At 71.7% G+C, this 24,864-nt stretch carries 23 protein-coding genes, 1 tRNA gene and 1 pseudogene; 13 read left to right on the top strand and 12 right to left on the bottom strand.

All coding sequences use genetic code 11. The features are described 5' to 3' along the window. Positions 1-34: 34 nt before the first annotated feature. Positions 35-478 carry a PH domain-containing protein gene (locus O7597_RS11105; RefSeq protein ID WP_281582679.1) on the bottom strand — a complete coding sequence of 148 codons (444 nt, stop codon included), beginning with the start codon at positions 476-478 and terminating at the stop codon, positions 35-37. 126 nt (positions 479-604) lie between these two features. Here O7597_RS11105 and O7597_RS11100 point away from each other — a divergent pair, with 126 nt between their 5' ends. The 5 genes and pseudogenes from O7597_RS11100 to O7597_RS11080 all read left to right on the top strand — a co-directional run bounded on the left by O7597_RS11100 (position 605) and on the right by O7597_RS11080 (position 5,320). After that, complete coding sequence (locus O7597_RS11100; protein ID WP_269740640.1) at positions 605-1,777, top strand: acetyl-CoA C-acyltransferase; 1,173 nt, start codon at positions 605-607, stop codon at positions 1,775-1,777. A gap of 198 nt (positions 1,778-1,975) precedes the next feature. After that, entirely contained in the window at positions 1,976-2,485 is a 510-nt protein-coding gene (locus O7597_RS11095; protein ID WP_269740641.1) for a hypothetical protein, read from the top strand. A gap of 70 nt (positions 2,486-2,555) precedes the next feature. Then, positions 2,556-3,248 carry a response regulator transcription factor gene (locus tag O7597_RS11090; RefSeq protein WP_269740642.1) on the top strand — a complete coding sequence of 231 codons (693 nt, stop codon included), beginning with the start codon at positions 2,556-2,558 and terminating at the stop codon, positions 3,246-3,248. After that, a pseudogene (locus O7597_RS11085) lies at positions 3,241-4,628 on the top strand (HAMP domain-containing sensor histidine kinase). The gene O7597_RS11090 and the pseudogene O7597_RS11085 overlap by 8 nt, the downstream one beginning before the upstream one ends. Before the next feature lie 101 nt (positions 4,629-4,729). Beyond that, positions 4,730-5,320 (top strand): hypothetical protein, encoded by a 591-nt coding sequence (locus O7597_RS11080; RefSeq protein ID WP_269740643.1) that lies wholly within the window; start codon positions 4,730-4,732, stop codon positions 5,318-5,320. Positions 5,321-5,399: 79 nt separating this feature from the next. Here the strand turns inward: O7597_RS11080 and O7597_RS11075 are convergent, their stop codons facing one another. Both O7597_RS11075 and O7597_RS11070 read right to left on the bottom strand, forming a co-directional pair. After that, the gene (locus tag O7597_RS11075) at positions 5,400-6,998 is read right to left on the bottom strand and encodes a ricin-type beta-trefoil lectin domain protein (protein WP_281582678.1); all 1,599 of its coding nucleotides are present in this window, start codon (positions 6,996-6,998) and stop codon (positions 5,400-5,402) included. A 164-nt stretch (positions 6,999-7,162) separates the two neighbouring features. Continuing rightward, positions 7,163-9,346, bottom strand: coding sequence for a hypothetical protein (locus tag O7597_RS11070; RefSeq protein ID WP_281582677.1), 2,184 nt, complete (start codon positions 9,344-9,346; stop codon positions 7,163-7,165). Between the two features lie 215 nt (positions 9,347-9,561). Between O7597_RS11070 and O7597_RS11065 the strand changes: the two genes are divergently transcribed. Next, entirely contained in the window at positions 9,562-10,266 is a 705-nt protein-coding gene (locus tag O7597_RS11065; protein WP_269740646.1) for a glycosyltransferase family 2 protein, read from the top strand. Positions 10,267-10,364: 98 nt separating this feature from the next. Here the strand turns inward: O7597_RS11065 and O7597_RS11060 are convergent, their stop codons facing one another. After that, positions 10,365-11,252: a transketolase gene (locus O7597_RS11060; protein ID WP_269740647.1), complete on the bottom strand. Its 888-nt coding sequence runs from the start codon at positions 11,250-11,252 to the stop codon at positions 10,365-10,367. A 2-nt stretch (positions 11,253-11,254) separates the two neighbouring features. Continuing rightward, positions 11,255-11,980: a transketolase gene (locus tag O7597_RS11055; protein WP_269740648.1), complete on the bottom strand. Its 726-nt coding sequence runs from the start codon at positions 11,978-11,980 to the stop codon at positions 11,255-11,257. A gap of 46 nt (positions 11,981-12,026) precedes the next feature. On the opposite strand from O7597_RS11055, the gene soxR reads away from it, so the two are divergent. Then, positions 12,027-12,464 carry a redox-sensitive transcriptional activator SoxR gene (gene soxR / locus O7597_RS11050; RefSeq protein WP_269740649.1) on the top strand — a complete coding sequence of 146 codons (438 nt, stop codon included), beginning with the start codon at positions 12,027-12,029 and terminating at the stop codon, positions 12,462-12,464. Positions 12,465-12,503: 39 nt separating this feature from the next. On the opposite strand, the gene O7597_RS11045 is transcribed toward soxR, so the two are convergent. Further along, a complete protein-coding gene (locus tag O7597_RS11045; RefSeq protein WP_269740650.1) occupies positions 12,504-13,481 on the bottom strand; it encodes an NAD(P)H-quinone oxidoreductase in 978 nt (325 codons plus the stop codon). A gap of 148 nt (positions 13,482-13,629) precedes the next feature. Between O7597_RS11045 and O7597_RS11040 the strand changes: the two genes are divergently transcribed. Further along, positions 13,630-13,716 (top strand) — tRNA-Ser (locus O7597_RS11040). Positions 13,717-13,759: 43 nt separating this feature from the next. Here O7597_RS11040 and O7597_RS11035 read toward each other — a convergent pair. After that, positions 13,760-14,488, bottom strand: coding sequence for an SDR family oxidoreductase (locus O7597_RS11035; protein WP_269740651.1), 729 nt, complete (start codon positions 14,486-14,488; stop codon positions 13,760-13,762). A 76-nt stretch (positions 14,489-14,564) separates the two neighbouring features. Here O7597_RS11035 and O7597_RS11030 point away from each other — a divergent pair, with 76 nt between their 5' ends. Then, on the top strand, positions 14,565-14,930 hold the full coding sequence (locus O7597_RS11030; protein ID WP_269740652.1) for a MerR family transcriptional regulator: 366 nt from the start codon (positions 14,565-14,567) through the stop codon (positions 14,928-14,930). A 26-nt stretch (positions 14,931-14,956) separates the two neighbouring features. Here O7597_RS11030 and O7597_RS11025 read toward each other — a convergent pair whose 3' ends face one another. Further along, positions 14,957-15,115, bottom strand: coding sequence for a hypothetical protein (locus tag O7597_RS11025; protein WP_269740653.1), 159 nt, complete (start codon positions 15,113-15,115; stop codon positions 14,957-14,959). A gap of 149 nt (positions 15,116-15,264) precedes the next feature. Between O7597_RS11025 and O7597_RS11020 the strand changes: the two genes are divergently transcribed. Then, on the top strand, positions 15,265-15,798 hold the full coding sequence (locus O7597_RS11020; protein ID WP_269740654.1) for a YbhB/YbcL family Raf kinase inhibitor-like protein: 534 nt from the start codon (positions 15,265-15,267) through the stop codon (positions 15,796-15,798). Positions 15,799-15,902: 104 nt separating this feature from the next. Here O7597_RS11020 and O7597_RS11015 read toward each other — a convergent pair whose 3' ends face one another. Further along, complete coding sequence (locus O7597_RS11015) at positions 15,903-16,613, bottom strand: class I SAM-dependent methyltransferase (protein ID WP_281582676.1); 711 nt, start codon at positions 16,611-16,613, stop codon at positions 15,903-15,905. Positions 16,614-16,982: 369 nt separating this feature from the next. On the opposite strand from O7597_RS11015, the gene O7597_RS11010 reads away from it, so the two are divergent. Beyond that, complete coding sequence (locus O7597_RS11010; protein ID WP_269742702.1) at positions 16,983-18,650, top strand: hypothetical protein; 1,668 nt, start codon at positions 16,983-16,985, stop codon at positions 18,648-18,650. A 14-nt stretch (positions 18,651-18,664) separates the two neighbouring features. Here the strand turns inward: O7597_RS11010 and O7597_RS11005 are convergent, their stop codons facing one another. Next, on the bottom strand, positions 18,665-19,381 hold the full coding sequence (locus tag O7597_RS11005; RefSeq protein ID WP_269742703.1) for a hypothetical protein: 717 nt from the start codon (positions 19,379-19,381) through the stop codon (positions 18,665-18,667). 344 nt (positions 19,382-19,725) lie between these two features. On the opposite strand from O7597_RS11005, the gene O7597_RS11000 reads away from it, so the two are divergent. Next, positions 19,726-21,240 carry a peptide deformylase gene (locus O7597_RS11000; protein ID WP_269740656.1) on the top strand — a complete coding sequence of 505 codons (1,515 nt, stop codon included), beginning with the start codon at positions 19,726-19,728 and terminating at the stop codon, positions 21,238-21,240. Between the two features lie 170 nt (positions 21,241-21,410). Here the strand turns inward: O7597_RS11000 and O7597_RS10995 are convergent, their stop codons facing one another. Next, entirely contained in the window at positions 21,411-22,532 is a 1,122-nt protein-coding gene (locus tag O7597_RS10995; protein WP_269740657.1) for a globin domain-containing protein, read from the bottom strand. Positions 22,533-22,687: 155 nt separating this feature from the next. Between O7597_RS10995 and O7597_RS10990 the strand changes: the two genes are divergently transcribed. Next, positions 22,688-23,458 carry a CPBP family intramembrane glutamic endopeptidase gene (locus O7597_RS10990; RefSeq protein ID WP_269740658.1) on the top strand — a complete coding sequence of 257 codons (771 nt, stop codon included), beginning with the start codon at positions 22,688-22,690 and terminating at the stop codon, positions 23,456-23,458. A gap of 84 nt (positions 23,459-23,542) precedes the next feature. On the opposite strand, the gene O7597_RS10985 is transcribed toward O7597_RS10990, so the two are convergent. Continuing rightward, the gene (locus O7597_RS10985; RefSeq protein ID WP_281582675.1) at positions 23,543-24,226 is read right to left on the bottom strand and encodes a hypothetical protein; all 684 of its coding nucleotides are present in this window, start codon (positions 24,224-24,226) and stop codon (positions 23,543-23,545) included. Between the last annotated feature and the right edge of the window lie 638 nt (positions 24,227-24,864).

Below are 24,864 nucleotides of genomic sequence, written 5' to 3'. Positions count from 1 at the left end.
GTCCGCACCGCCGGCCCGGGTGCGCCGGAGCGGATCAACCGGTGCCGCCGGGACTCGCCGCCCGGGCGGCTCGCAACGCGTCGGCGACCTCGGCCGGATCGGTGCCGAGATCGAGCCGGCTGAACAAATGCAGCGAGTCGCCCGTGTCGATCTCCAAGGTCGGTCCGGCGAGTCCCCGCCCGGACCGACGGTGCACCTCGATGGTCGCCACCGTCGGCCAGGGCAGGTGCCGCCGGCTCAGCATTCCGGCCGGCACGGTGACGCCGGTCGCGTCCACCGCCAGCCGTACCGGTGCGAGCAGATCCCGCAGGCCCCAGCCGACGAGGACCGTCGCGGCCAACCCGCCGAGCACCGGCCGGAGCGGGTCACCCGCGGCGAGCAGCAGCCCCAGGGCGAGCACGACAACCGCCGCAACCAGCTTGAGGACGGGTAGGGCGGGTGGCACCCGCCACTGCTGTGCGATCGTGTCGTCCGCCACGGCACCAGCATGCCAGCGCCGCCGGGAAGCGGCATCCGCGCCGGGGCCGCGCCCGAGGGCGGGGTCGGGGAGGCTGCCCGGGTGGGGCGTAGGATCGGGGGCAGCCCAAGTTACCGGGGAGTAGACATGAGTGACGCGGTTATCGTCGGTGCGGTACGCACCCCGGTCGGGCGGCGCAAGGGCAGCCTGGCCACGGTGCACCCGGTGGATCTGTCCGCACACGTGCTGCGCGCCCTGGCCGAACGCACCGGGATCGATCCGGCCCAGGTGGACGACGTGGTCTGGGGCTGTGTGTCGCAGGTCGGGGAGCAGTCGTGGAACGTCGCCCGCAACGCCGTACTGGCCGCCGGCTGGCCGGAGTCGGTGCCGGGTACCACGGTTGACCGGCAGTGCGGTTCCAGCCAGCAGGCCCTGCACTTCGCCGCGGCCACCGTGCTCTCCGGCCAGGCGGATCTGGTCGTCGCCGGCGGGGTCGAGTCGATGACCCGGGTGCCGATGGGCTCCAGCGTCGCCGGTGGGATGCCGTTCAGCGAGCAGATCCTGAACCGCTACCGGGGGGTCGAGGGAGTCGCCGAGGACTCCCCGCTGCCCTTCAACCAGGGCGTGGGAGCGGAGCTGATCGCGCAGCGCTGGCGCCTGTCCCGGTCCCAGCTCGACGAGTTCGCGCTGACCAGCCACGAGAAGGCCGCCGCCGCGCAGGACGCGGGAGCGTTCGAGGCCGAGCTGGCCCCGGTGGCGCTGGCGGACGGCGGCAAGTTCGCGGTGGACGAGGGCATCCGGCGCGACACCTCGCTGGCGAAGCTGGGCGAGCTGCCCACTCCGTTCCGCCCCGACGGTGTGGTCACCGCCGGCTCGGCCTCGCAGATCTCCGACGGTGCCGCCGCGCTCGCGGTCACCACGAGCGAGTGGGCCAGCCGGCACGGGCTGCGCCCGCTGGCCCGCGTACACACCGCCGTGGTCGCGGCCGACGACCCGGTCGCCATGCTCACCGCGCCGATCCCGGCGACCGCGAAGGCGCTACGACGCGCGGGGCTGGGCATCGAGGAGATCGGGGTGTACGAGGTGAACGAGGCGTTCGCCCCGGTACCGCTGGCCTGGTTGGCGGAGACCGAGGCGGACCCGGAGCGGCTCAACCCGCGCGGCGGCGCGATCGCCCTCGGGCATCCGCTCGGCGGCTCCGGTGCCCGGATCATGACCACGATGCTCGCCCACATGCGCGACAACAACATCCGCTACGGCCTGCAGACCATGTGCGAAGGCGGCGGCATGGCCAACGCCACCATCCTCGAACTCCTCTAACCACCCACCCACCCACCCACCTCCACCCCACCCCACTACGCCGGTTGATCAAGAAGTTTTGGTCGGGCTGAGCGCGATCGGCGACCAGAACTTCTTGATCAACGTGGCGGGTCCGGGTGGGGCCGTGGGCGATGTGGAAATTGCAGAAAGCATGTCCACCGGCCATGTCACCGCGGGGACCGGGTCGTTGGGCAGGTCATGGACGTCTTCTCCCGAACGTTCCTTCCGGCCGCCGCCGAGGCCGGCTTGGCGGTGCAGACCGCCAGTCGGCACATGCCGGTGTTCCGTCGCTGCGTGGGTTCCGGCGACGCCACCGTCCTGGTCACCCGGTGCAGCCGGCCCGACCGGCCGGTCCACGGGGAGTATCTGCTGCTGCTCACCCATCGACGGCTGGTGGTCACCCGGCAGACGCGGGTGCTGCACCGGCTCCGCCTGCACCTCAACACGGAGCTCCGCGAGCTGAGCCACGTCACCTGGAGTCCCGACCCGCGGCTGCACTGCGTCGAACTGGCCGCCACCGCGATCGACGGCATCCGCGAGCGGTTCCTGATCCGCACCCAGCGCCCGAAGCAGGTGTGGCAGCTGGACGCCTTGCTCGATCACGCGTTCCGGACCCGCGTCCGCAGCGCACAGCCACGGGTCGTGACCACCGTCGCCGAGCCCGCCACCGCTCGGCCGGTCACCTTCCAGCCCGTCGTGGCACGCTGAGCGGGTCTTCTTACCGAATCCGAACACGGCCTGACGCTGCCGGATCCCGTCGATCGGCAATCATGGCCCAGTGACCGCCGAGAACCCGCAACGCGGGCTCGTCCTCGTGGTGGAGGACGAACCGAGCATCGCCGACCTGGTCCGGCTCTACCTCAGCCGGGACGGCTTCGGCGTACACGTCGAACGGGACGGCAGCGCCGGTCTCTCGGCGGCTCGCCGGCTGCGTCCGGTGGCCTGCGTGCTCGACATCGCCCTGCCGGGTCTGACCGGCACCGAGATCTGCCGCCGGCTACGCGAGGCCGGCGACTGGACCCCGGTCATCTTCCTCACCGCCCGCGACGACGAGGTGGACCGCGTCGTCGGCCTGGAACTGGGGGCCGACGACTACCTCACCAAGCCGTTCAGCCCCCGGGAACTCGTCGCCCGGCTGCGGGCGGTGCTGCGCCGCGCCGCCGGTCCGCCGGGTGGTGCCGGGCAGCCCGTCGTGCTCGGCACGGTCACCGTCGACCCCGACCGCAGGTCGGTCACCGCCGACGGCGTGCCGGTGCAGCTGACCTCCACCGAGTTCGACCTGCTGGCCCACCTGATGAGTCGGCCCGGTCGGGTCTTCTCGCGGGAGGAACTGCTGGCCGCCGTGTGGGGGTACGCGGCACACGCCGGCACCCGTACCGTCGACGTGCATGTGGCGCAGGTGCGGGCGAAGCTCGGTGGGGCCAGCGTGATCCGGACCCATCGCGGAGTCGGATACGCCGCCGATGGCTGATCGTCCCGGCCGTACGCTCACCGCTCGCGCGGTGTTGGTGACCTGCGCGGTGGCCCTGGTGTCGGTGCTGGTCACCGCGATGGTCGCGGTGCCGGTGGCGGTCCGCGCCGCCGAACGGCGGGACCGGCAGGCGCTCGCCGCACAGGCACAGGTCGCCGCCGAGCTGCTGCGGGCGCGCCCCGGCCGGGTCCGGGAACTGGCCGGCGAGCGGTTGATCCGCCAACTCGGAAACCAGGGCACCACCATCTTCCTGATCTCCGGCGGTGAGGTGGACCGTGCCGGCCTGCCTCCCCAGGTGGTGAGCCGGGTGTCCAACGGGCGGAATGTCTCCGGTCGGCGGTTGGTCGACGGGAAACGGGCCCTGGTCGAAGGCCGGGCACTGCCCCGCGGCGACGGCGTGGTGCTGACCCGTCCACTCGGCGCCGGGGTGTGGCGTGAGGTGCTGCGCGGCCTCTGGCTTCCGCTGCTGGCGGGGATGGTCGCGGGTGCCATGGCCGGTTCGCTGCTCGCCCGTCGGCTGGCCCGGCCGATCCGCCGGGCGGCCCTCGTCGCGGCCCGGCTGCGAGCCGGCGACCGCACCGTCCGGGTGCCGGTCGAGTCGCCGGCCGAGGTGGCCGACCTGGCGTACGCGCTGAACGGGCTGGCCGCCGCACTGGCCACCAGCGAGGGACGACAGCGGGAGTTCCTGCTCTCCGTCTCGCACGAACTGCGTACCCCGCTCACCGCGATCCGTGGCTACGCCGAGGCGTTGGCCGACGGGGTGGTCGAACCGTCGGCGGCGGCCGAGACCGGTCGGACCATGCTCGACGAGGCGGAGCGCCTGGACCGCCTGGTCACCGACCTGCTCGCCCTGGCCCGCCTGGAGGCGGTCGACTTTCCCCTCGAACCGGTGCCGGTGGACCTGGTCGCTCTGGCGGCCGACGCCGGCCGGACCTGGGCGGACCGCTGCTCCTCGGTCGGGGTGACGTTCCGCACCGAACTGCCGGGGCAGCCGGTGCCGGTGTACACCGACCCGGGGCGGATCCGGCAGGTGATCGACGGGCTGCTGGAGAACGCGCTGCGGGTGGTGCCGCCGGGTGCGCCGGTGGTGCTGGCGGTCCGGCCGGCCGGTGCCGATCCGAGCGCCGGCGGAGTGGTCGAGGTCCGCGACGGTGGACCCGGGTTGACCGACGACGACCTGACAGTGGCCTTCGAGCGCGGGGCGCTGCACCAACGCTACCGAGGGCTACGCGAGGTCGGCAGCGGGCTCGGACTGGCGCTCGCCGCCGGACTGGTCCGCCGGCTCGGTGGTGAGACAAGCGCCGGGCACGCTCCCGAGGGCGGTGCCGCGTTCACCATCCGGCTGCCGGGATTCCTTACCTGACCCGAACGTCGGCCTGACGGTCGGCTCACCCGGTCGGTCCACGCTGGGGACGGATCCGCGCCGACCGTGACGCGGCGCGACGAGATCCGGCAGACCAGCACCGACGAGAGGACGAGGAATGGCACGCAGGGGATCCTTCACCGCCACCGGCGCGCTACTGGTGACGGTCGCGTTGGCCGCCGCCGGCTGCGGGGTGGGCCGGGCCGAGCGGGACACGCTGCAGGACAGCGCCGTCGAGGTGGTCGCCGCGCTGGGCGCGGAGGGCCAGGCACTGGCCGCGCTCGGTCTCGACCCCGAGGAACTGGACGCCGACCCGGGCACGGCCGCGCCGGTGGAGCCGACCCCGAGCGCGGCCGACAAGCGCAAGGAGCGGGTCGAGGAGTGGCGCAAGCGCCGGGCGGCCCGGGTGCTGCTGCGCAAGAACACGTTGCACGGCGACGTCGTGGTGCAGACCAAGGACGGCGGCACCAAGACCGTCTCGGTGCAGCGCGGCGAGGTGACCGCCCTGACCGACGACAAGATCACGGTCAAGTCGACCGACGGCTTCACCAGAACCTGGACCTTCACCGACGACCTGCGGGTGATCGAACGGCGCAAGTCGATCGCCGCCACGGACATCAAGGTCGGCACCAGGCTGGGCGTGGCCGGCACCGTGTCCGGCGAGCAGGCGCAGGCCCGTCTGATAGTCGTACCGTTCGAGCAGAAGTGACAGTGGGCCCGCCGGGCCCGGCGCGGTGATCGAACCAGACCACCCGGTGCCGGGCCGGCGGGCCCGCCTGCTCCCGGCCTCAGTAGACCCGGGAGCCGATGAAGTCGTCCCGCCCGTACCCGACGGGCTGGGCGAACGACCGCGACTCGAACGACCACTGCTGCCGGGAACTGCTGGAGCAGGTGGCCAGCCGCAGTCGGGGCGTACCGAACAGCGGGTTGTCGAAGGCCAGACAGAGGTTGGTGGCACCGGCGGCGCGGATCTGGTTGCCGGAGAGGGTGAACCGCTGGTTGGTGCCGCCGTGGCAGTCGTAGACGTTCACCGCCGTGCCCGAACTCAGCGATCCACCGGCGACGTCCAGGCAGCGGTCGTGGGAGAGTTCGGAGTGCAGCGACTGCCGGGTCGGGTCGTACCAGAAGCCCTGGTTACGTCCGCCATGGCAGCGGTACGACTGCTGCGCCGTGCCGTTGCGCGAGTTGTAGCCCTTGCCGTCCACGCAGGTGCCGGTGGCGGCGTTGCGCAGCTGCCGGAACTCCATCAGGCCGGCATAGAGCTGACCGTCGCCGGTGCTCGCCGGGTCGACGCAGGTGCCCTGCTGCTGGCCGGAGGCGTAGAACTGGGTGATGCACTGGGCGAACATGCCGTGTCCCCGGTAGTTCGGGTGGAACGACTGGCGGGCCGCGTTCTCGTCCCAGATCCCCACCTCGATGTAGAGCCCGCGTACCGAGGTGTTGTCGGTGCAGACCTCGTGGCCGTGGAAGAGGCGGCTGGCGTCGAGGTAGCGGGTGCCGGTGTTGGCCGCCGCCGCCCGCAGCGCCGACTCGAACAGCGGCACCGCCTTGTTCCGGGCGAACGCGGCGTCGGCGAGGTACAGCAGGCAGCCGCCGGAGTACCAGCCGGGGAAGTTCGGGTTGTCCTCGACGTCCGGACTGCCCGGGCTGGAGTACGACATGAACACCAGCTCGTAGTCGGAGCTGAGATAGCCGGCGTTCGTCATGGTCCGGCGGATGTCGGTGAGCGCCTCCTCGACGGCCCGGCGGCTGCCGTCGGTGCGTACCGTCCACTGGTCGGTGTAGGTGGGCCAGCACGGCCCCTGGAAGAGGACGCGGCGGAGCGCGCAGTCGGTGGCGACCGGGCCGAACTGGATCGTGCCGTCGCCGTTGGCGCCGGCCACCACCCAGATCAGCTTGATGTGCGTGTTGCGCGCCTTGATCGCCAGGTGGTCGCCCTGGTTCAGCTCGTTGTGCTGGGTCGGACCACCGGCGATCAGGTTCCACGGGGTGGCGCCGGAGCAGGCGATGTTGTAGCGCTCGTCGGCGGCGATACCGGTGCGGAAGACCGCCTGGTCGTACGAGCGGTCGCACCAGTTGCCCGGCTGGTGGGTGCCGGGCACGTAGTTGCCGACCCCCTCCCCGGAGATCTGGCTGTCACCCATGGTGATCAGTGCGGTGCGGCGCTGGTCGATCGGCCGGATACCGGGGTCGCCGTAGAGCGCGGTGGCCTCGGCGGCGCGGATGGTTTCGAGGTGGGCGGGGAGCGGCTGGACGGCGGGACGGTCGGCCGCGGCGGCGGGTGAGGCCGTGGCCAGCATCGGCAGGACGAGAGCGGTGGCGAGGACGGCGACCTCGGCAAGACGCCGTCGAGGTGTCCGTTCACGCCTGGCGTGGGTACCAGACATCGACGCACTCCTTTCGGTCCGATCGCGGGACGTCGATCGGGTTACCGGACGGTAACGCGTGCGATGCAGGTATGTGAATACGTCTCGGAATACTTGCGTGCTGCGGCGAACCGGGCCAATGGTCCTTTACCGGCCCGGACCGCTCGACGTGCCGCGCTGACCGGTCACCGCTGCTCCGGCAGGGCGTAACCGACGTAACTGCGGAACTCCAGCCGCCAACCGGCGGGCACCAGGTCGGCGCAGAGTTTCCGGCTGCCGACACAGAGGATCGCGTCGACCGAGGCCGGATCGGCCGGTGGCCGATCGTCAAGCACCGACTGGAGCGCCAGCAGGTCGGGCGGGTTGCCGTCCGCGTCGCGGAGCAGCAGCCACCAGGGGTACTCCCAGTCGTCGTTGCGCTGGGACAACCCGATCCGGCGCGCGTCGGCGGCCCGGACCGCGTCGGCCGCCCACCGGTACTCCGCCGCCCACTGCGGACGCCGGATGAACCGGCTCTCCCAGTCGGAGGTGGTGAAGACCGAACCCGCGCCGACCAGTCGGCGCGGAAAGCCGTACGACACCGCCAACACCCCGGCCAGTGCGCAGGTGGCCAGCACCGTCACCGCGAGCCCGGCGGCGAGGGGTCGCCGACCGCCGGTGCCCGCCGGATCACCGCCCCGGACGCCGGACGCGACCCGACCCGAGCGGCGGAAGAGGGCGTCGAGCCAGAGACCGGCCAGCGGCACCGATGCCGCCAGGGCGTAGAGGATCAGCCGGTTCCCCCACGGTTGCCACTTGATCATCGCGGTGTGCAGCACCACGGCGACGACCACCACCAGGGCGTACCCGCGCAGCGCCCCCGCCGCGCCCGGACTGACCCGGGTCGGGCCGCGCAGCGCCGCCAGCGCGCCGATCAGCGCCAGCGCACCGGCCAGCGGGAAGGCCACCCGGTCCTCGTCCGGATACCAGGACGCGACCGGGAAGATCTCCCGGCCGAACGTGATCGCGCGGTCCTGCGGGTCGACCCCGATCAGCCCGGCCAGCCCGATGATCGCCTCGGCGGACACCTCGCGCAGCGGCGCCAGCGGAGTGTCCAGCGCGGTGTGTCCGATCCGGAGCGCGTTCACCAGGACCGATGGTGGGTCGTGGCGTTCCATCGGCACCGACTCGCGCAGCCGCTCCGGTCCCAACGGGTGGCCGAACTCGACGTACACCCGGCCCAGGAAGGGGCCGACCACCGCGGCGGCGACCAGCAGGATCAGCACCGAGGCACCGACGGTACGGGTGATCCCGGCGACCGGGGCCCGGCGGTGCGTGGTCGACCCGTCGAGGTACGCCAGGCGTAGCTGGCCCACTCCCCAGAGCACCAGCAGCGGCCCGACCGCGAGCAGTCCGCTGGTCTTGGTGACCGCGGTCAGCCCGGTGGCCGCGCCGAGCGCGAGCAGGTCACCCAGGTGCGCCCGTCGACGCAGCCCGTCCAGGGCGAGGGTGCCGGCGCAGAGCACCCAGGCGGCGCAGACCAGGTCGGTCTGGGTGCTGGTCGCCTGCAGGGTGACCATCGGCGTGGTGGCCAGCACGAACACGGTGAGCAACTGCGCCCGCCGACCGCCACCGAGCTGCGCGGTCACCCGGGCGGCCGCGAGCAGGCAGACCAGGCCGGCGGCCCACTGCACCAGGTGATGCAGCGCGTCACCGCCGGTGAGCAGCCGCAGGTGCAGCAGCAGGTACTCGGCGCCCGGTGGAATGGTGACCTGCCGGTGGACCGCGGTCGCCCAGAACGTCAGGTCGCCCTGGGCCACCCACCGTTCCACCTTGGGCAGGTGGTACGTCTGCGAGTCGTAGTTGTTCGGCGCGGCCAGCAGGGCGATCAGCAGTTCGACCAGGAGCAGCCCGGCGACCGTACCGGCGAGCAGTCGTTCGCCACGGCTGGCCGTACGCCAGAGATCGCCGGCGGCGCTGCGCCAGCCGCCGGTCGTGGCGGCACCCGGCCTGGTGTCCGGATCGGCCGGCGCCGGACGGTCCGGACCCACGGTGACCGTACCGACCGTCGCCGTGGCCCCCGACGCCTCGCCGGCACCCGCCGACGGCCCCGCCGCACCGGATCGGGCAACGCCCGCCAGCGACGGTGGCGTGCCACCACCGACGGTCACGGTGCCCGGGAGCCCGGCCGCGTCCCGCTCGCGGCTGCGGTTGTCGACCCGCCGTCGCCACACCGCCGCCAACGCCGTCACGACGAGGAAGCTCAGCCACGTCAGGGCGAAGGCGGGCGCGGTGAGCAGCCGCAACGCACCGAGTACCTCGACGGTCGCCACCGCGAAGGTGCCGACGACAAGGGTCGCCCGGAGCACCGCGAGCCGTCGGGATGCCACGACGCCCACCTTCCGTGGCCGTAGGGCCACGCCGAGTAGAACGAGCGCGGCGACGGGAACCAGGACGAACGGGAAGCCGGCGGCCGACATGGCCGGAAGTAAACACCATCAGCCTGGACGCCCGAGCGTGGATCGCCGTCGGTGGTCGTCGCCACCTGGCTGACCTGCCGGGCTAGGCTATGGCCGACACATTGCCCGCCCTCGTGGAGATTCCCGTGAAGCTGTCGATCCTCATGCCGGTCTACAACGAGGAAGAACGCATCGCGGATGCCCTCAAGCAGGCGCTGGCGGTGGAGTATCCGTGCGAGATCGAGCTGCTGGTGGTCGACGACGGCAGCCGCGACGGCACCGGGGAGATCCTCGGGCGTGCCGACGACGCCCGGCTGCGGGTCATCACCCACCAGCGCAACGCGGGCAAGGGCGCGGCCATCCGCACGGCGGTGGCCAACGCCGACGGCGAGTACATGGTCATCCTCGACGCCGACCTCGAGTACGACCCACAGGACATCCCCAAGCTGCTGGCCCCGGTGCTGGACGGCCGGGCGACGGTGGTCTACGGCAACCGCACCTTCGGCAGCCACAGCGCCTACAGCTTCTGGTACGTGATGGGCAACAAGGGCGTCACCATGGCGGCGAACGTGCTGTTCAACTCCTACATCGGCGACCTGGAGACCTGCTTCAAGCTGATGCCGGTCGCGCTCTACCGCTCGCTGGACGTGCGTTCCCGAGGGTTCGGCATGGAAGCCGAGGTGACCGGCAAGCTGCTGCGGCGCCGCATCCGACCGTACGAGGTGCCGATCAGCTACCGGGCCCGGGGACGCGAGGAAGGCAAGAAGATCACCTGGCGGGACGGTGTCGAGGCGCTCTGGATCCTCGGCCGCGAGCGCACCCGTCGCAATCCCGGCACCACACCCCGCTGACCGTCCTGCCGGCCGCGCCACGAGGTGGCTGCCGGTCGCGGCAGGTCGGGCCGTACGTCGCTGGTGCAGACCGCGACATGCCGCGAACCGAGCAGCGCTCAGACCAACGCCGGTGACAGGAAGTCGGTGATCGAGCGGCGCAGCCCGGCCGCGTCGAGCCCGTGCCACCGGGCGTGATCCGCCGCCGAACCGTAGCGCCGTAACTCCTCGCGACGAACCCCGAGCGCCGACAGCCGGTGCGGTCGATCGGCCAGCGCGGCCGAGACCAGCCGGGCCGAGGTGCCCGCCAGGTACGGCTCGACCAGGATCACCGCACTGTCCACGAGCGCCCGTAGGCCGGCGGTGTCGAACGGGCGGGGCCGGTGGGTGTACGCCACGGTCACCGGCAGGTCCGCGGTCGCGTCGAGGGCCGCGTCCACCGTGGGACCGACCGCCACCAGCAGCGCCGCCCCCGGCCCGGCGTCCCGGAGCACCCGCAGGTCGCCCGCCTCCGGGTACGCCCGCGCGTTGCTCTGCGTGGAGAGCCGCACGTATGCCGAGCCCTGGCCGCAGACCACGGCGCGCAGCAGCCCGGGTACCTCGTCCCGATGCCCGGGCACGTGCACCGTCCAGTCGTGCAGGGTGTCGATCAGGGCGACGTCCGCCGGGCTGAGATGGGTGCGCCCGGCTGCCGCGCGGTCGTACGACGCCCCGACGCTCACCAGCACCGCGCCGACCCCCTGATGGTCGAGATCCAGCTTGATCTGCTCGTACGCCCGCTCCACGAGGAACGGTGCGTAGCTGTGCACGATGGGGCGCAGCCCGGTCAGTGCCAGGCCGCCCGCCACCCCCACCATGAGCTGCTCCCGGATGCCGACGTTCACCACCCGGTCGGGATGCCGGGCGGCGGCCGGAGCGAACGCCGCGGCGGAGATGTCGGCCAGCACGACGACCGTTCGAGGGTCGTCCAGGAACTCGGTCGTGGTGGCCACGAAGGTGTCCCGCACGATCACTCACCGTCCCCGACGAGCGCGACGACAAGATGTGGCCGGTGACCGTGGTGTCCGGTCAGTGCCGGGTGGAGGGCGTCCCGGTCCCGCCCGTCCACTGTCGCGGCGGTCCAGCCGTTGGCGGTGAACCGGGTGGCCACTCCGCCCGGCCAGCCGTGGGTGGCGGAGAAGTTGTCGACCACGATCGCGGTCAGGTTGCCCAGCCCGACCGCTCCGGCGTACGCGATCGCCTCGTGATTCGAGCCCTCGTCCAGCTCGGCATCGCCGAGCAGCACGTAGACCCGGGGGGCGAGCCGGCCCTGGGCGCGTAGCCCGAGTGCGGTGCCGACGCCCAGCCCCAGACCGTGCCCGAGCGAGCCGGAGCCGATCTCCACGCCGGGGATCAGGGTGCGGTCCGGGTGGTCGCCGAGCCGACTCGACGGCCCGCCCTGGTCGTCGAGCCAGTCCGGCGGAATGAAGCCCCTCGCGGCGAGCAGGGCGTAGTAGCCGGCCACCGCGTGGCCCTTGGAGAGCAGAAAGCGGTCACGGTCAGGGTCGTCGACGGTCGCCGGGGTGATCCGTAGCACCCGGTCGTAGAGCACCTGGAGCACGTCGAGGGTCGACAGGACGTTCGCACCGAACTCCCGGCCGGCGCGAACGCGCTCAAGCAGCGGGGCGAACTGGTCGCGTCCGTCGATCGGCGCGGCGGCCTCGGCGACCCGGGCCGTGGTGGCGGATGTGGTCATACGGATAGCCTGCAAGTTGAAGCGGGGTTCAACTCAAGGCGACGTGATGCAGGAAGCATTGACCATTGGCCAACTCTCCGCCCGCAGTGGGGTGGCGCAGTCCGCGCTGCGCTACTACGAGCGGCTGGGGCTCATCCGGGCCGAACGGACCAGCGGCAACCAGCGCCGCTACCACCGTGGTGAGCTGCGCCGGGTGGCGTTCATCCGGATCGCCCAGCAGGTCGGCATCTCGCTTGAGGAGATCCGTGCCGCGCTCGACTCGCTGCCCGCCGCCCGTACGCCCACCGCCGAGGACTGGGCCAAGCTCTCCACCGCCTGGCGGGCCAGGCTCGACGAGAAGATCCGGCTGATGAGCCGGCTCCGCGACGACCTGGACGCCTGCATCGGCTGTGGCTGTCTCTCGCTGCGGCGCTGCACCCTCTACAACCCCGAGGACAACCTGGCCGGCGACGGCCCGGGGGCCCGGCTCGTGCTACCCGGTTAGTTTCCCGACCGCTGCCCGGCTGCCGGCACGTGATCCGGCTCAGCCGACGGTGAGCAGGACCTTGCCGACGTGCTCGTTGGACTCGACGAGTCGATGCGCCTGCGCCGCCTCGGTGATCGGCAGTCGCCGGTCGATCACCGGTCGCACCCGGCCCGCCTCGACCAGCGGCCAGACCTGCTCGCGCACCCCGCGTACGATCGCGGCCTTCTGCTCAAGTGGCCGGGAACGCAGCGCGGTGGCCGCGACGGTGCCGCGCTTGGCCAACAGCGCACCCAGATCCAACTCACCCTTGCGACCGCCCTGCATGCCGATCACCACCAGCCGTCCGTCGGCGGCCAGGGCGGCGACGTTCCGACCCAGGTACGACGCGCCCATGATGTCCAGGACGACATCCGCGCCCCGGCCGTCGGTGACCCGCCGGACCTCCTCGACGAAGTCCTGCTCCCGGTAGTCGACAAGCAGGTCGGCCCCCAGCGCACGCAGCCGCTCGTGCTTGCTGGCCCGCGCGGTCGCCACCACCGTCGCGCCGAGCGCGGCACCGAGCTGGATCGCGAACGTGCCGATGCCGCTGCCGCCGCCGTGCACCAGCAGCGTCTCTCCCGCCGTCAGGCGGGCCACCCGCACCACGTTCGACCAGACCGTGCAGGCCACCTCCGGCAACGCGGCGGCGTCGACCAGGTCGACGCCGGCCGGCAGCGGCAGCAACTGTCCGGCCGGCACCGCCACCCGTTCGGCGTACCCGCCGCCGGCCAGCAGCGCGCAGACCTGGTCACCCACCCGCACACCGGCCACCCCGGGACCGGTCGCGCTCACCACCCCCGAGCACTCCAACCCGGGGTACGCGGGCGCGCCCGCCGGCGGCGGATAGTGCCCCTGCCGCTGCAACAGGTCGGCCCGATTCACCGCGGTCGCCCGTACGTCCACGACCACCTCGCCCGGACCCGGCCGCGGGTCCGGCACCTCGCTCCAGGTGAGTACGTCGGGTCCGCCAGGCTCGGCAATGGTGATCGCTCGCATGGCCCAGTCTTACCCGATCCCGGGCCGGCTCCACGTCGCGCCCCGAGCGACCACGCAACGTCAGTGCTCACGGCGCACCGGGTAGCTCGACCGTTCGCCGACGTACGCGGCGTGGCAGACTAGGCACGGCCGCGCACGGCGTGGTCCGGGAGGGTTCGCCTAGTGGCCGATGGCGCTGGTCTTGAAAACCGGTAAGGCAGCGATGTCTTCGTGGGTTCGAATCCCACACCCTCCGCTCACCTGGCCCGCGAGTGGGATCCCGGCTCGGCGAGGACGGCTCAGGCTGCTGCCAGCGCCGCCAGGGCGCGCTCCATCGCGGCGTTGAACTCCTCCGGCTTGAGCGGTAGCCGGGATTTGACGTCCCGGCTCCACTGGTCCGCGAGGACCTCGGCGGAGCCTGCCTCGACTCCGTCGAGCGCCGCGTCCGCCAGGTCCGACGGTGCGATCTTGTCCACCGGCCAGCCTGCGGACATGTCGGTGTCGGCCAGGCCGAGGTGCACCGCCGTCACGAGAGTGCCCTGCTCGGCGAGTTCCAGCCGGACTCCGTTGGTCATGGCCCACGCGGCGGCCTTGGTCAGGTGATAGGCGTTGGCGCCCCGGACCCCGAACCACGACATGGCGGAGAGGACGTTCACGATCGCGCCCCCGCCGTTGCTGGCCAGCGTCGGGGCGAACTCCCGGATCATCCCCAGATGACCGAACACGTTGGTCTCCAGTTCGTGCCGGACCGCGGCCAGCGAGCCGGTCACCAGGTCGGTGCCGGTCTGGATTCCGGCATTGTTGACGAGCAGCGAGACGTCCGAGGCGGCTTCGGTGGCGGCGCGTACGGAGGCGGCGTCGGCGATGTCGAGCGGCAGCACCTCGACCCCGGGCAGATCGATGGTCTCGGGCCGGCGGGCTGTCGCGTAGACCTTGCGGGCGCCCCGTTCGAGCAGGCGCCTGGCGAAAGCGTGGCCCAGGCCGCGATTGGCTCCGGTGACCAGGGCAACCGAGTTGTTGATATCCATGCCGGCTACGCTAAAACCTGACGCTGACGTCAGAGGCAAGCTTTGGACGTCGGTGCCGGCGTGAGAGGAGTCACCATTGACCACCGAGGAGCGACTGATCCGGATCGGCGAGGTGGCGCGGGAGGCCGGCGTCTCGGTACGCGCCGTGCGCTACTACGAGCAGCAGGGGCTGCTCACCGCGGAGCGCAGCCCGTCCGGGCAGCGTCTCTACCGGCAGGACGCGGTCACCCTGGTGCGCTTCTTCCAGCAGATGTACGCCGCCGGCCTGACCAGTCAACGGATCGCCGAACTGCTGCCCTGCTGGAGTTCCGGGCACACCGACGCCGAGCAGCGAGCCATGCTGCGCGCCGAGCGCGACCGCATCCAGGCCAAGGTCGACGACCTGCGGGCCGCCCTGGACCGCCTCGACGAGGTCATCACGATCACCGACGCGCATCCCTAGGACTGGTCGACCGAGTGCCACCCGCCTCAGGTGCTCTCCGGAGGGCGCTTCCGCTGTTCCTCGCGGATCTTCTCGTCGGCGAGCCGGTCCAGTGCCCGGCGGCGTTCGTCGTTGAGGGCAGCCTCGTCACGTCGGCGCACGGCATCGATGACGGCGGTGATGAAGTCACGCCAGACTCCGGCCAAGAGACTCCTTCGCTAGTTGTTGCAGGGTGACAACCGCCGTGAGGCGCTCTCGGTTACGGCGGACTTGAGGCTGGTTCTGTCGAATGTCAGCGCGGCACAGGGTATGAAAGGGGCGCAGAACACCACTTCCACCGGAAGGACCTGTGTCGATGACCCTGGAACGTCCCATCGCTCCGGACCCGTACGAGCTGCTGCCGACCGTCGCCTCCTTCACGCTGACAAGTGACGATGTGCAGAACGGTGAGCCGATGGACGCCGCGCACGCGCACGGCAGCACCGGCGGCGACAATGTCTCGCCGCAGTTGGCCTGGTCGGGCTTCCCGGCCGAGACCAAGGGTTTCGTGGTGACCTGTTTCGACCCGGACGCACCGACCGGCAGCGGCTTCTGGCACTGGGTGCTGGTGAACCTGCCGGCCGACATGACGGAACTGCCGCGCGGCGCGGCCGAGAAGGATCTGAAGGGCGCGTTCACCGTACGCAACGACTACGGGGAGCACGGTTTCGGCGGTGCCGCGCCGCCGCCCGGCGACCGTCCGCACCGGTACGTCTTCGCGGTGCACGCCCTCGACGTCGAACGCCTCGACGTCACCCCCGAGGCGACTCCCGCCTACGTCGGCTTCAACCTCGCCTTCCACACCCTGGCCCGGGCCACCATCCGCCCCACCTACCAGATCCCCGGCTGACCCGACCCAGCCTCGATCGATCATGAGGTTGGCGGCGACTTCGATCTCTGCAAGTGCCGCCAACCTCATGGTCAACGGGACGGGGTCGGTCCCGGGCAGCCTGGTTAGGCGGGGGTGCGGGCCACGGCGAAGACGGATTGGCCGAAGGGGGGACGGACGAGCTGCTCGGCGGCCTTGGTGGCGGGGAGGACCAGGGTGTCGTAGACCTTCACCATCGGGCCCTCCTTCGGCATCAGGCGGAAGACCTTGGTGGCCATGAAGTAGCCGATCAGGCCGAGCGCGTTCGCGTAGTGGATCTTCTCCACCTGTAGGCCGGCCTCGGTCATCGCGTTGGCCAGCGTCTTCTTCGTGTACCGCCGGACGTGGCCGGTGGCGATGTCCGCCGGGCTCATCGCGAACTGGAAGGCCGGCACGATGATGACCACCGCGCCACCGGGCCGGACCAGCTGACCCATGCAGCGCAGCGCGCCGACGTGGTCCTCGATGTGCTCAAGCACGTTGTAGGAGACCGCCGCGCTGTAGTCGCCCCGCTCCGAGTTGGGCAGCAGCATCTGGCGAACCTCGATCGAGGGCCGGTCCGCGAGACGCTCCTTGAGGGCGACCAGTCGGTCCGGGTCGGCCTCGGTGGCGGTGAACCGGGGGAAGCTCTCGCTCCACTCCAGGGCGTAGTCGCCGAGGCCGCTACCGATCTCGATGGGGTTGTCGCCCAGGTAGGGCACGGCCAGCTCGACGAACCAGCGCCGGTGATTGACCGCCGTGGCGAGGCCCTCCAGGACCTCGGACTGCACGCGCTGATCCCCAGTGATTTCTGCCATGCGTCGCTTCCTCACGATACGACTCGACCCGCGTCGGGACCGACTGAGTGAACCATCCGCTCGGACGGCGGGAATATCGGGGCCCGCGATGGCCGATTAACGGTAGGGGTGGCTGCACGATCGGTGGTGGCCAGCGAACCTTGCCGATACTACGCCAGTGCCCCGAAGCCCGCACGCTGGCCACTTAGGCCAACTACGCTGTGAATTGTTATGACTACTCCCGATTCGGCGCGACAGCTGCCGCGGTCCGAGGCGGGAAGGGCGGCGCGCCGGCCGGAAGGACCGAGTGGCGGGGCGGGTCCCGGACGGTGGAGGGACGCCGCGGCGGTGGCGAGCTTCGCGGTTTTCGGCCTCTGGATCACCGCACGGATGTGGCTGAATCCGCACGACGGTATTCGCGACAACCCTACCGATATGGCGCAATTCGAGTGGATGTTGGCGCATGGTGCCCGGGTGGTGACGGAATTCGCCTACCCGTTTTCGTCGGACCGGATGAATGTGCCGGAATCGGTCAATCTGATGGCGAATACGTCGGTTCTGTCCGTCTCGTTGCCGATGACGCCGATAACCCTGCTCTTCGGCACCCGGGCCGCGTTCCTGGTATTCCTCACCCTCGGCCTGATCGCCACCGCCACCGCCTGGTACTTCCTGCTCTCCCGCGTGGTGCTGCCCGGCGCCCGCGGGCCGGCCTGGCTGGGTGCGACGTTCTGCGCGTACGCGCCGGCCATGGTCTCCCACGCCAACGCGCATCCGAACATCGTGTCGCAGTACGTGGTACCGCTGATCATCTGGCGGACCCTGCGGCTCGGTGACTCCGGGCGATGGTTGCGCAACGGTCTGCTCCTGGCCCTGGTGATCGTCTGGCAGGCGTTCCTGAACCTGGAGATCCTGCTGATGACCGCGATCGGTGTCGCCGTGGTGGTCGTCGCGATGGTGATCGGCCGGTCCGAGCTGCGGGCCCGGGTCCGTCCGTTCGCCGCGGGCATCGGGGTGGCCGCCGTCGTCTCCGCCGTGCTGCTGGCCTACCCGCTGTACGTGCAGTTCTTCGGTCCCGGCGCCTACCACGGGCTGTCCTGGGTGATCCGGGGCTACTCCACGGACCTGGCCTCGTTCTTCGCCTACTCCCGCGAGTCACTGGCCGGTGACGCCCGCAGCGCCGCCGGACTGGCCAAGAACCCCACCGAGGAGAACGCCTTCTTCGGTTGGCCGCTGGTGATCCTCGTGACGGCACTCGTGTGGTGGCTGCGGCGCAACGTCGTGGTGCTCGGCCTGGCCGCCGTCGGGCTGCTCTTCGCGGTGCTGTCGCTCGGCCGGGAGATCCGCTTCGATCGGCGTGGCACCGGCGTACCCGGGCCGTGGGCGCTGCTGGAGGAACTGCCGGTGCTGCACTCGGTGGTGCCGACCCGCTGGGCGCTGGCCATCACCCCGATCATCGGACTGATCCTGGCGTACGGTGCGGAGCGGGTCCGCGACCTGGCGTCCCGGTACCCGGACCGTCGGTCGCAGATCCGGCTCGCCACGGTGACCGGGCTGGCGATGGCGTTGGTGCCGGTGCTGCCCACTCCGTTGCCGACGAAACGGCTCGAACCGGTCCCCGCGTTCGTCACCTCCGGTGCCTGGCGGCCCTACCTGGCCGGCGGGCGCAGCGTGGTGACGTTGCCGTTGCCCGACACCGAGTACGCCGAGCCGCTGCGCTGGTCCGCCCGCACCCGGCAGGAGATGCCGATCGCCCGTGGCTACTTCCTCGGCCCGGACACCCGGCCGGGGCAGGACCGGGTCGCCCTGTTCTCCGCACCTCCGCGCCCCACCAGCAGCTTCTTCGGCACCATCCGCCGTACCGGCGAGGTGCCGCCGATCAGCGAGCGGGCGCGTCGGATGGCGGTGGAGGACCTGCGGTACTGGCGGGCCGGGGTGGTGATCCTCGGGCCGCACGAGCACGCCGACGCGCTGCGTACCGGGATGACCGAGCTGACCGGCATCCAGCCCGAGCACACCGGCGGCGTCTGGCTCTGGGACGTGCGCCCGCTGACGGAGTGAGCGGCGGGACCGGCTCAGCTGCGGATGCAGCAGCCCTGGCAGACCTTCGGCTGGGGCAGGGTGAACGCCAGGCAGCAGGTGCGGCGCTGCACGACCGGCTCACCGTTCGGCCCGGGCACCAGCTCCACCAGGTCGGCCAGATCGAGTGCGCCGAGCAGTGTGTCGATCGCCTCGACCGTGGAACCGGGCACGTTGTCGGCGGCACGCAGCAGCCCGTGGGCGATACCGGACGCCACCGAGCCGAGGAGGGTGCGGGCGCCGATCCGCACCCTGCCCTGGATCGCGGAGACCACGGGCGACAGGTGCCCGTCCAGGAGGGTGGCGCGCAGTGCGGTGAGCAGCTCCCGCTCGTCGGCCACCACCCGCACCTGGGGCAGCCCGGCGAGCGCCAGCGGATCGTTCGGCAGCACCGCGACCGGGATCGACTCGCGTAGTCCCACGGTCACCAGGGCACGCCGGTCGGCGAAGTGGATCAGTGCCTCGGTGTGGTCGAGCAACGGCACCCGACGGGCGGCGGCCCAACCGAGCACCACCGGCAGTGCGGCCCAGTAGCTGTACGCCTTCCAGGCGAGCGCGGCGGAGGCGTGTGGGGTGCCACCCCAGAGCCGGACGGCCGAGTCGAGCAGCTCCGGCAGTCGGGCACCGGTGAGGGTGGTCGCCGGGGCCCAACCGGCCTCGTCGACGACCAGTAGGCCCGGGGCCAGCCCGGGCAGGTCGTCGGTGCCGAACATGGCCCGCAGGGTTCCGGTGACCGGCGCCAGGGGCGTGGTGGCCGGATCCTGACGGGGCAGCACCGCTGTCACCTGATCCACCCCCCACTCGATCCGAAGCGTCCATGACGCCTACTAAGGCTAGCCTAACCACACTTCTGGGCACAGGGAAACCCGACGGTGGGATCGGGTGGGCGACGCGGGTCACGGCGCTGGCGAGCGCTACGCACGGTGTCGGCGTGGAAACTGCGGGCAGTATCGGTAGGAACCGCACATCAGTCAAGGTTCTTGTCGACTAGGTGCCAGATGAGTGTGCGGCCGGCGACTCAACGTGAAACTTGGTACTCCCGGCCACGAGGAAGCTGATGACGACCTCACCGCTCGATCGGGCTGCCGACTCCTTCGCCGCCGAACTCGCCCGGCACCGGACGGAACGGGGGCTGTCCAAGAAACAACTCGCCACCCTGATGGGCTTCGACCCCTCGTACGTCAGTCACGTCGAGGGACGCCGGCACCGGCCCACGGAGGACTTCGCCCGGCGCGCCGAGGCCGTCCTGGAGGCCAGCGGCGCGATCTGGCAGCGCTTCCGGGAGTACGACGACCTGCGCCACGCCCGCGGCGAACGTAACCATCGGGAATCCAGCCTGCCCGGCCAGTGGATGCCACCCGGCACCGGACTGATCGTCGAGCGCGAGACGGCCGTCCTGACCCACACCGAGGACGCCTATCGCTGCGTCATCCGCCGTGAGCTGTACAACGCCGGGGTCGAGCCGGTCACCCGCTACCTGATCCGCGTCGCCGTGGACCGCTATCCGAGCGATCCGGGCCGCTCCAACCGCCACCACCGGGAACACCCGCTCAGCTTCGCCGAACTGCAACTGTCCGCCTGCCGCGAGGAGTCCGGCGAGCGGGAGACCATGCACTGGCGCGCCAAGCACGACCGGGACGCGTTCAAGGAGATCTGGCTGCTCTTCGAGAACGGCGAACGCCGCTTTCCGCTCTACCCCGGTCGCCGCGCCACCATCGAGTACGCGTACACGGTCGGGCAGGACAAGTGGGGGCCGTGGTTCCAGCGGGCGGTCCGCGTACCGACTCGGCATCTCGCCGTACGCCTGGATCTGCCGGTCGCACTGGATCCTCAGGTCTGGGGCGCGGAAACCTCGCTCTCGGCGGAGGAAGGCCCGCTGCGCACGGCGGTGACCCGTCGCGACGAGGGCGAGCGAGCGATCTTCGACTGGGCGACCGACGAGCCGCCACTGAACGCCCGGTACCGGTTGCAGTGGCGGTTCCGGGCCCAACCGGAGCCCGAGACGGACGGCGGGCGCGTCCGACCGTCGGACCGGATGCGCGGGCTCGGCATCGTGCAGCGCGGCGCCGACCAGCTGCGCCAGCCGGCCCGCCCGTTCGACCTGCCGCGCGAGGAACCGGTCGCCCGGGAGATCGTCGACCGACTGGTCACCGCGCTGGCCCGGCTGGACGAACTGCACCCCTTCACCAAGGGGGTGGGAATCGCCGCCCCGCAGCTCGACCTCGACCGCGCCGCCGCGGTGGTCCGCCCGCCGGACCGAACCGCCGAGCCGGTCGTGCTGCTCAACCCCCGGGTGGTCGACGCGGCACCACACACCGACGAGCAGTACGAGGGGTGCCTCTCCTTCTTCGACCATCGCGGACTGGTGCCGCGGCCGCTGCGGCTGGACGTCGAACACGCACAGTTCGACGGCGGTCGGATCATCACGTCCTTCGAGTTCGGCATGGCCCGGCTGGTCGCGCACGAGATCGACCACCTCGAAGGTCGGCTCTACGTCGACCGGATGGCACCCGGTGTGCCGCTGGTGCCGATCGAGGAGTACCGCGAATCCGGCCACCCGTGGCGCTACTGAACCCGATGTGACGACCGTCCGGGCACGAGGCGCGACCCCGCCCGCCCGGGTGGGAACGACGGCCGGACGGGCGAGGTGGCGCGGGGCGGTGCCGGGCCGCCCGATCGGGGGACCGGGGCGCGTGCCCCAGGGGGCAGGGGCACGCGCCCCGGCTCGGGGGGAGCAAAGTTCTACAGGTTGCCGAACGTGTCGTACCGGGTCCGCTGCGGCGGTACGTCGTCGGCGGCGAGCACCCGGAGGGTGGCACGCACCATCGGCGCCGAACCGGAGATGAAGCAGTCGTGCGTCGTCCACGGCCCGTACCGGGCCACCACGTCGGAGATCTCGCCCTGCTCGCCGTCGAAGTCCGGGTCGTCGCTGCACGCCGGAGTCACCGAAAGCCACGGATGGGCGGCGACCAGATCCCGCAGCCGGTCCAGACCGTACAGGTCCGACTCGGTCCGGGCACCGTAGAAGACGTGCACCCAGCGGGCCCGGTTGTAACCGGTCAACTCCTCCACCAGCGCCTTGATCGGAGCCAGTCCGACGCCACCGGCGACGCAGAGGATGTCCCGCTCGGACGAGCGGTCGACCGTCATCGAGCCCATCGGCGCGGCCACCCGCAGCAGGTCGCCCGGCCTGGTACGACGGACCAACGCGCCGGAGACCCAACCGGCGGCGTCGGCCGGCGTCCGGACGTGGAACTCCAGGACGTTGTCCTCGTTCGGCGCGTTGGCGATCGAGTACGTCCGCCACACCCGGGGATGATGGCGCGGCACCTCCACACTGACGTACTGCCCCGCCTTCCAGGACAGCGGATGCTGTAACGCCCGGCAGGTGAGGACGGCCGTGTCCGGGCCGTGCCGCTGGTGGGTCAGCACCTCGGCGTGCCAGAACGGTGGGTCGTCGTCCGCCGCCGCCCCGGCGAGCATCTTCTCGGCGATCGCCGCGTACGCGTCCCGCCACGCCTGGTCGTACTCCAGGTTCCAGCCGTCGCCGGCGATGCTGCGCAACGCGTCCAGCAGCGCCACGCCCATCGTGTCGTAGTGGGCCGCCTCGACGTGGTACTTGCGGTGGTCCCGGCCGAGCGCCCGGAGGAACTCGTCGAAGCCCTCCGGGTCGTCCACGGTGTGGATCGCCGCGATGATCGCTTCGAGCAGTCGGTCGCCCTGGCCGGTCATCTGGACCGGGAAGAGCTTGCGCAGCTCCGGGTCGAGGAGGAAGAGCCGGGCGTAGAAGTGACCGCTCAGCCGAACCCGGTCCTCCTCGACCAGGGTCCAGCTCTCCTTCAGCAGCCGCGCGAAGTTGTCCACCGGGGGCGCTCCTTCTTCTGACGGCGGATCGGGCCCAGACAGAATCTCCACGGAGCGTGTATGAAGGTCGCACAGAATGTGCGATCGCATCATGAGGGTTGCTCGCCGGAGGGCGGGTGTCACCAGGAGCGTCGGCGGTCGGGCAGAGTGGACCGGTGACCGTTGAGCTCACCCGCCCGGTGTCCCGCCGGCTGCTCGGCACCGAGACGCTCCTGGTACTCGGTCTCTCGCTCGGCCAGTCGGCCGTCTACGCCGCCGTGTCGATCATCGCGAAGTTGACCGCGGAAGGTGGCCTGTCGCGACAGACCGCCGCGCTGAACACCTCCGCGTCGGCCCGGCCCTACCTCGACCTGGCGTACCAACTGCTCGGCATCGTCTTCGCGTTGCTGCCGGTGCTGCTCGCCGTACACCTGCTGGCGCGGGATCCCGGCGACCCGGCGCAGATCCTCGGCCTGGACGCCGGACGGCCCGGGTCGGACCTGGCCCGGGGCGCCGGGCTGGCGGCGCTGATCGGGCTTCCCGGCCTGGCGCTGTTCTGGGCGGCGGCCCAGCTCGGCATCAACGCCACCCTGGTGCCGGCCGCCCTGCCCGACCTGTGGTGGACGGTGCCGGTGCTGATCCTCGCCGCGTTCCAGAACAGCATCCTGGAGGAGGTGATCGTGGTCGGCTACCTGATGACCCGACTGCGCCAGCTCCAGTGGCGGGTCGGCGCGATCATCGCCACGAGTGCGCTGCTGCGCGCCTCGTACCACCTCTACCAGGGCTTCGGAGCGTTCATCGGCAACGCGGTGATGGGAGTGGTGTTCAGCCTCTTCTACCTGCGTACCCGTCGGGTCATGCCACTGATCGTGGCCCATGCCCTGCTGGACATCGTCGCCTTCCTCGGCTACGCACTGCTTCCCCGCGAGTGGTTCAGCTGGCTCTGACCAGCCAACCTCCCTCCCGGCGAAGCTCGCAGCCGCCGCCCGGTCCCCGTGTCCCGACGCGAACCTCTTGGTCAACCGCCTCCGTCAGTGACCGGGGCGAGGCCGGCGGGCTGGGCGGTAGTCGGTGGTGGCGCGGTAGTGGGTGGTGGCGCGGTAGTGGGTGGTGGCGCGGTAGTGGGTGGTGGCGCGGGCGGCCAGCCGTTCGGCCACCGACGAGTTGCCGGCCGCCGCGGTCAACGCCGCCGTACCCGGCAACAGCCGGGACACCAGCCGCAGCACCAGCCAACCACCCGCCTGCGCGGCCAGCGGGGCCGCCAGTCGCCAGGCCGCCTCGACCGCCCGAAGTCCAAGCTCCTCCTCCGGTCCCTGCGCCGCCCGCGCCGCCGCCACCGCCGACTCCGCGCTCGCCAGGTCGGGGTGCACCTGAGTCAGGGTGAGCAGCTCCGCGGCCCGAGCCGGATGCGCTGGATCATGGCCGTACGCCGCCGCCAGATGCAGCACCAGGTTCGCCTGCGACCAGAGCACCACCGCCAGTTCGACCACCGGCGCGACGACGCCGGTGAGCGCGGCGGTCGCCCCACCGACCCCGGCCTGCCGGGCGAAGCGGCGAGTGGCGAGCCGGGCCAACCCGTCCGCATCCGCACCCGGGTACAACTCCCGCAGCCGCCGGGCCCACTCGGCCGCACCGGGTCCGAGGGCCTCCACCGCGGTCAGCGCCAGCAGCTCCGGGGCGAAGCCCGGGTGGTCGAGCACTCGCGCGACGATCACCCGCAGCTCCGATTCCGGCGTACGCTCCGAGACGCCGCGCCCGGCGACGGCGTCGAGCGGCGCGGCCCCAGCCGTCGCGCTGGTGGTCGTGGCGTCGGTGGCCGGTCCGCTGCCGGCCGTCGCGCTGGTGGGCGTGCCGCCGGTGGCCGTCTCGCTGATGTGCGTGTCGTCGGTGACCGGTCCGCCGGTGGCCCTCCGGACTGCTTTCTTCGTGGCTTTCCGGGCCGCCTTGACCGGTGCCGTCTCGGTAGCCGCAGCCGCCTCGTCTGAGGCGGCAGCCGCGCCGGCTGTCGTTCGCCGCGTGGCCTTCCTCGCCGCCTTCGCAACGCTCGGCGCCGCGCTTGCCGGTTCAGGTGCCTTCTCGTCGCCCGCTCGCGCCCTTCTCCGCGCCGCGGCCTTTCCTGCCGGAACCCCTCCGGCCTCGGTCGCCGCCGAACCCGTCGTCGCACCGCCCGTCTGCTTCGAAGCCGCCTTCCCGGTGTCGACGGGGCCGGTGTCGATGGTCCGGGAAGCCGTGCCGCTGTCGTCGCTCCGCTGGCTTCCCCCCTTCGTGGCCTCGACGGCTCGGGCGTCGTTCGACGGGGCTTCGGAGCGGGAGCCGGCAGATCCAGCCTGCGTTGGCAGCACCCTGTCCGGGT

The sequence above is a fragment of the Verrucosispora sp. WMMC514 genome (assembly GCF_027497295.1).
Lineage (GTDB): Bacteria > Actinomycetota > Actinomycetes > Mycobacteriales > Micromonosporaceae > Micromonospora > Micromonospora palythoicola.
Note: the sequence above shows the minus strand (reverse complement) of the source record. Positions and strands in the feature narration are given on the sequence as shown.

Coding starts and splice junctions, on each gene's coding strand:
- O7597_RS11100 (WP_269740640.1), top strand. CDS start 605: ATGAGTGACGCGGTTATCGTCGGTGCGGTACGCACCCCGGTCGGGCGG.
- O7597_RS11095 (WP_269740641.1), top strand. CDS start 1,976: ATGGACGTCTTCTCCCGAACGTTCCTTCCGGCCGCCGCCGAGGCCGGC.
- O7597_RS11080 (WP_269740643.1), top strand. CDS start 4,730: ATGGCACGCAGGGGATCCTTCACCGCCACCGGCGCGCTACTGGTGACG.
- O7597_RS11075 (WP_281582678.1), bottom strand. CDS start 6,998: ATGTCTGGTACCCACGCCAGGCGTGAACGGACACCTCGACGGCGTCTT.
- O7597_RS11055 (WP_269740648.1), bottom strand. CDS start 11,980: ATGACCACATCCGCCACCACGGCCCGGGTCGCCGAGGCCGCCGCGCCG.
- soxR (WP_269740649.1), top strand. CDS start 12,027: ATGCAGGAAGCATTGACCATTGGCCAACTCTCCGCCCGCAGTGGGGTG.
- O7597_RS11045 (WP_269740650.1), bottom strand. CDS start 13,481: ATGCGAGCGATCACCATTGCCGAGCCTGGCGGACCCGACGTACTCACC.
- O7597_RS11035 (WP_269740651.1), bottom strand. CDS start 14,488: ATGGATATCAACAACTCGGTTGCCCTGGTCACCGGAGCCAATCGCGGC.
- O7597_RS11020 (WP_269740654.1), top strand. CDS start 15,265: ATGACCCTGGAACGTCCCATCGCTCCGGACCCGTACGAGCTGCTGCCG.
- O7597_RS11015 (WP_281582676.1), bottom strand. CDS start 16,613: ATGGCAGAAATCACTGGGGATCAGCGCGTGCAGTCCGAGGTCCTGGAG.
- O7597_RS11010 (WP_269742702.1), top strand. CDS start 16,983: ATGTGGCTGAATCCGCACGACGGTATTCGCGACAACCCTACCGATATG.
- O7597_RS11005 (WP_269742703.1), bottom strand. CDS start 19,381: ATGTTCGGCACCGACGACCTGCCCGGGCTGGCCCCGGGCCTACTGGTC.
- O7597_RS11000 (WP_269740656.1), top strand. CDS start 19,726: ATGACGACCTCACCGCTCGATCGGGCTGCCGACTCCTTCGCCGCCGAA.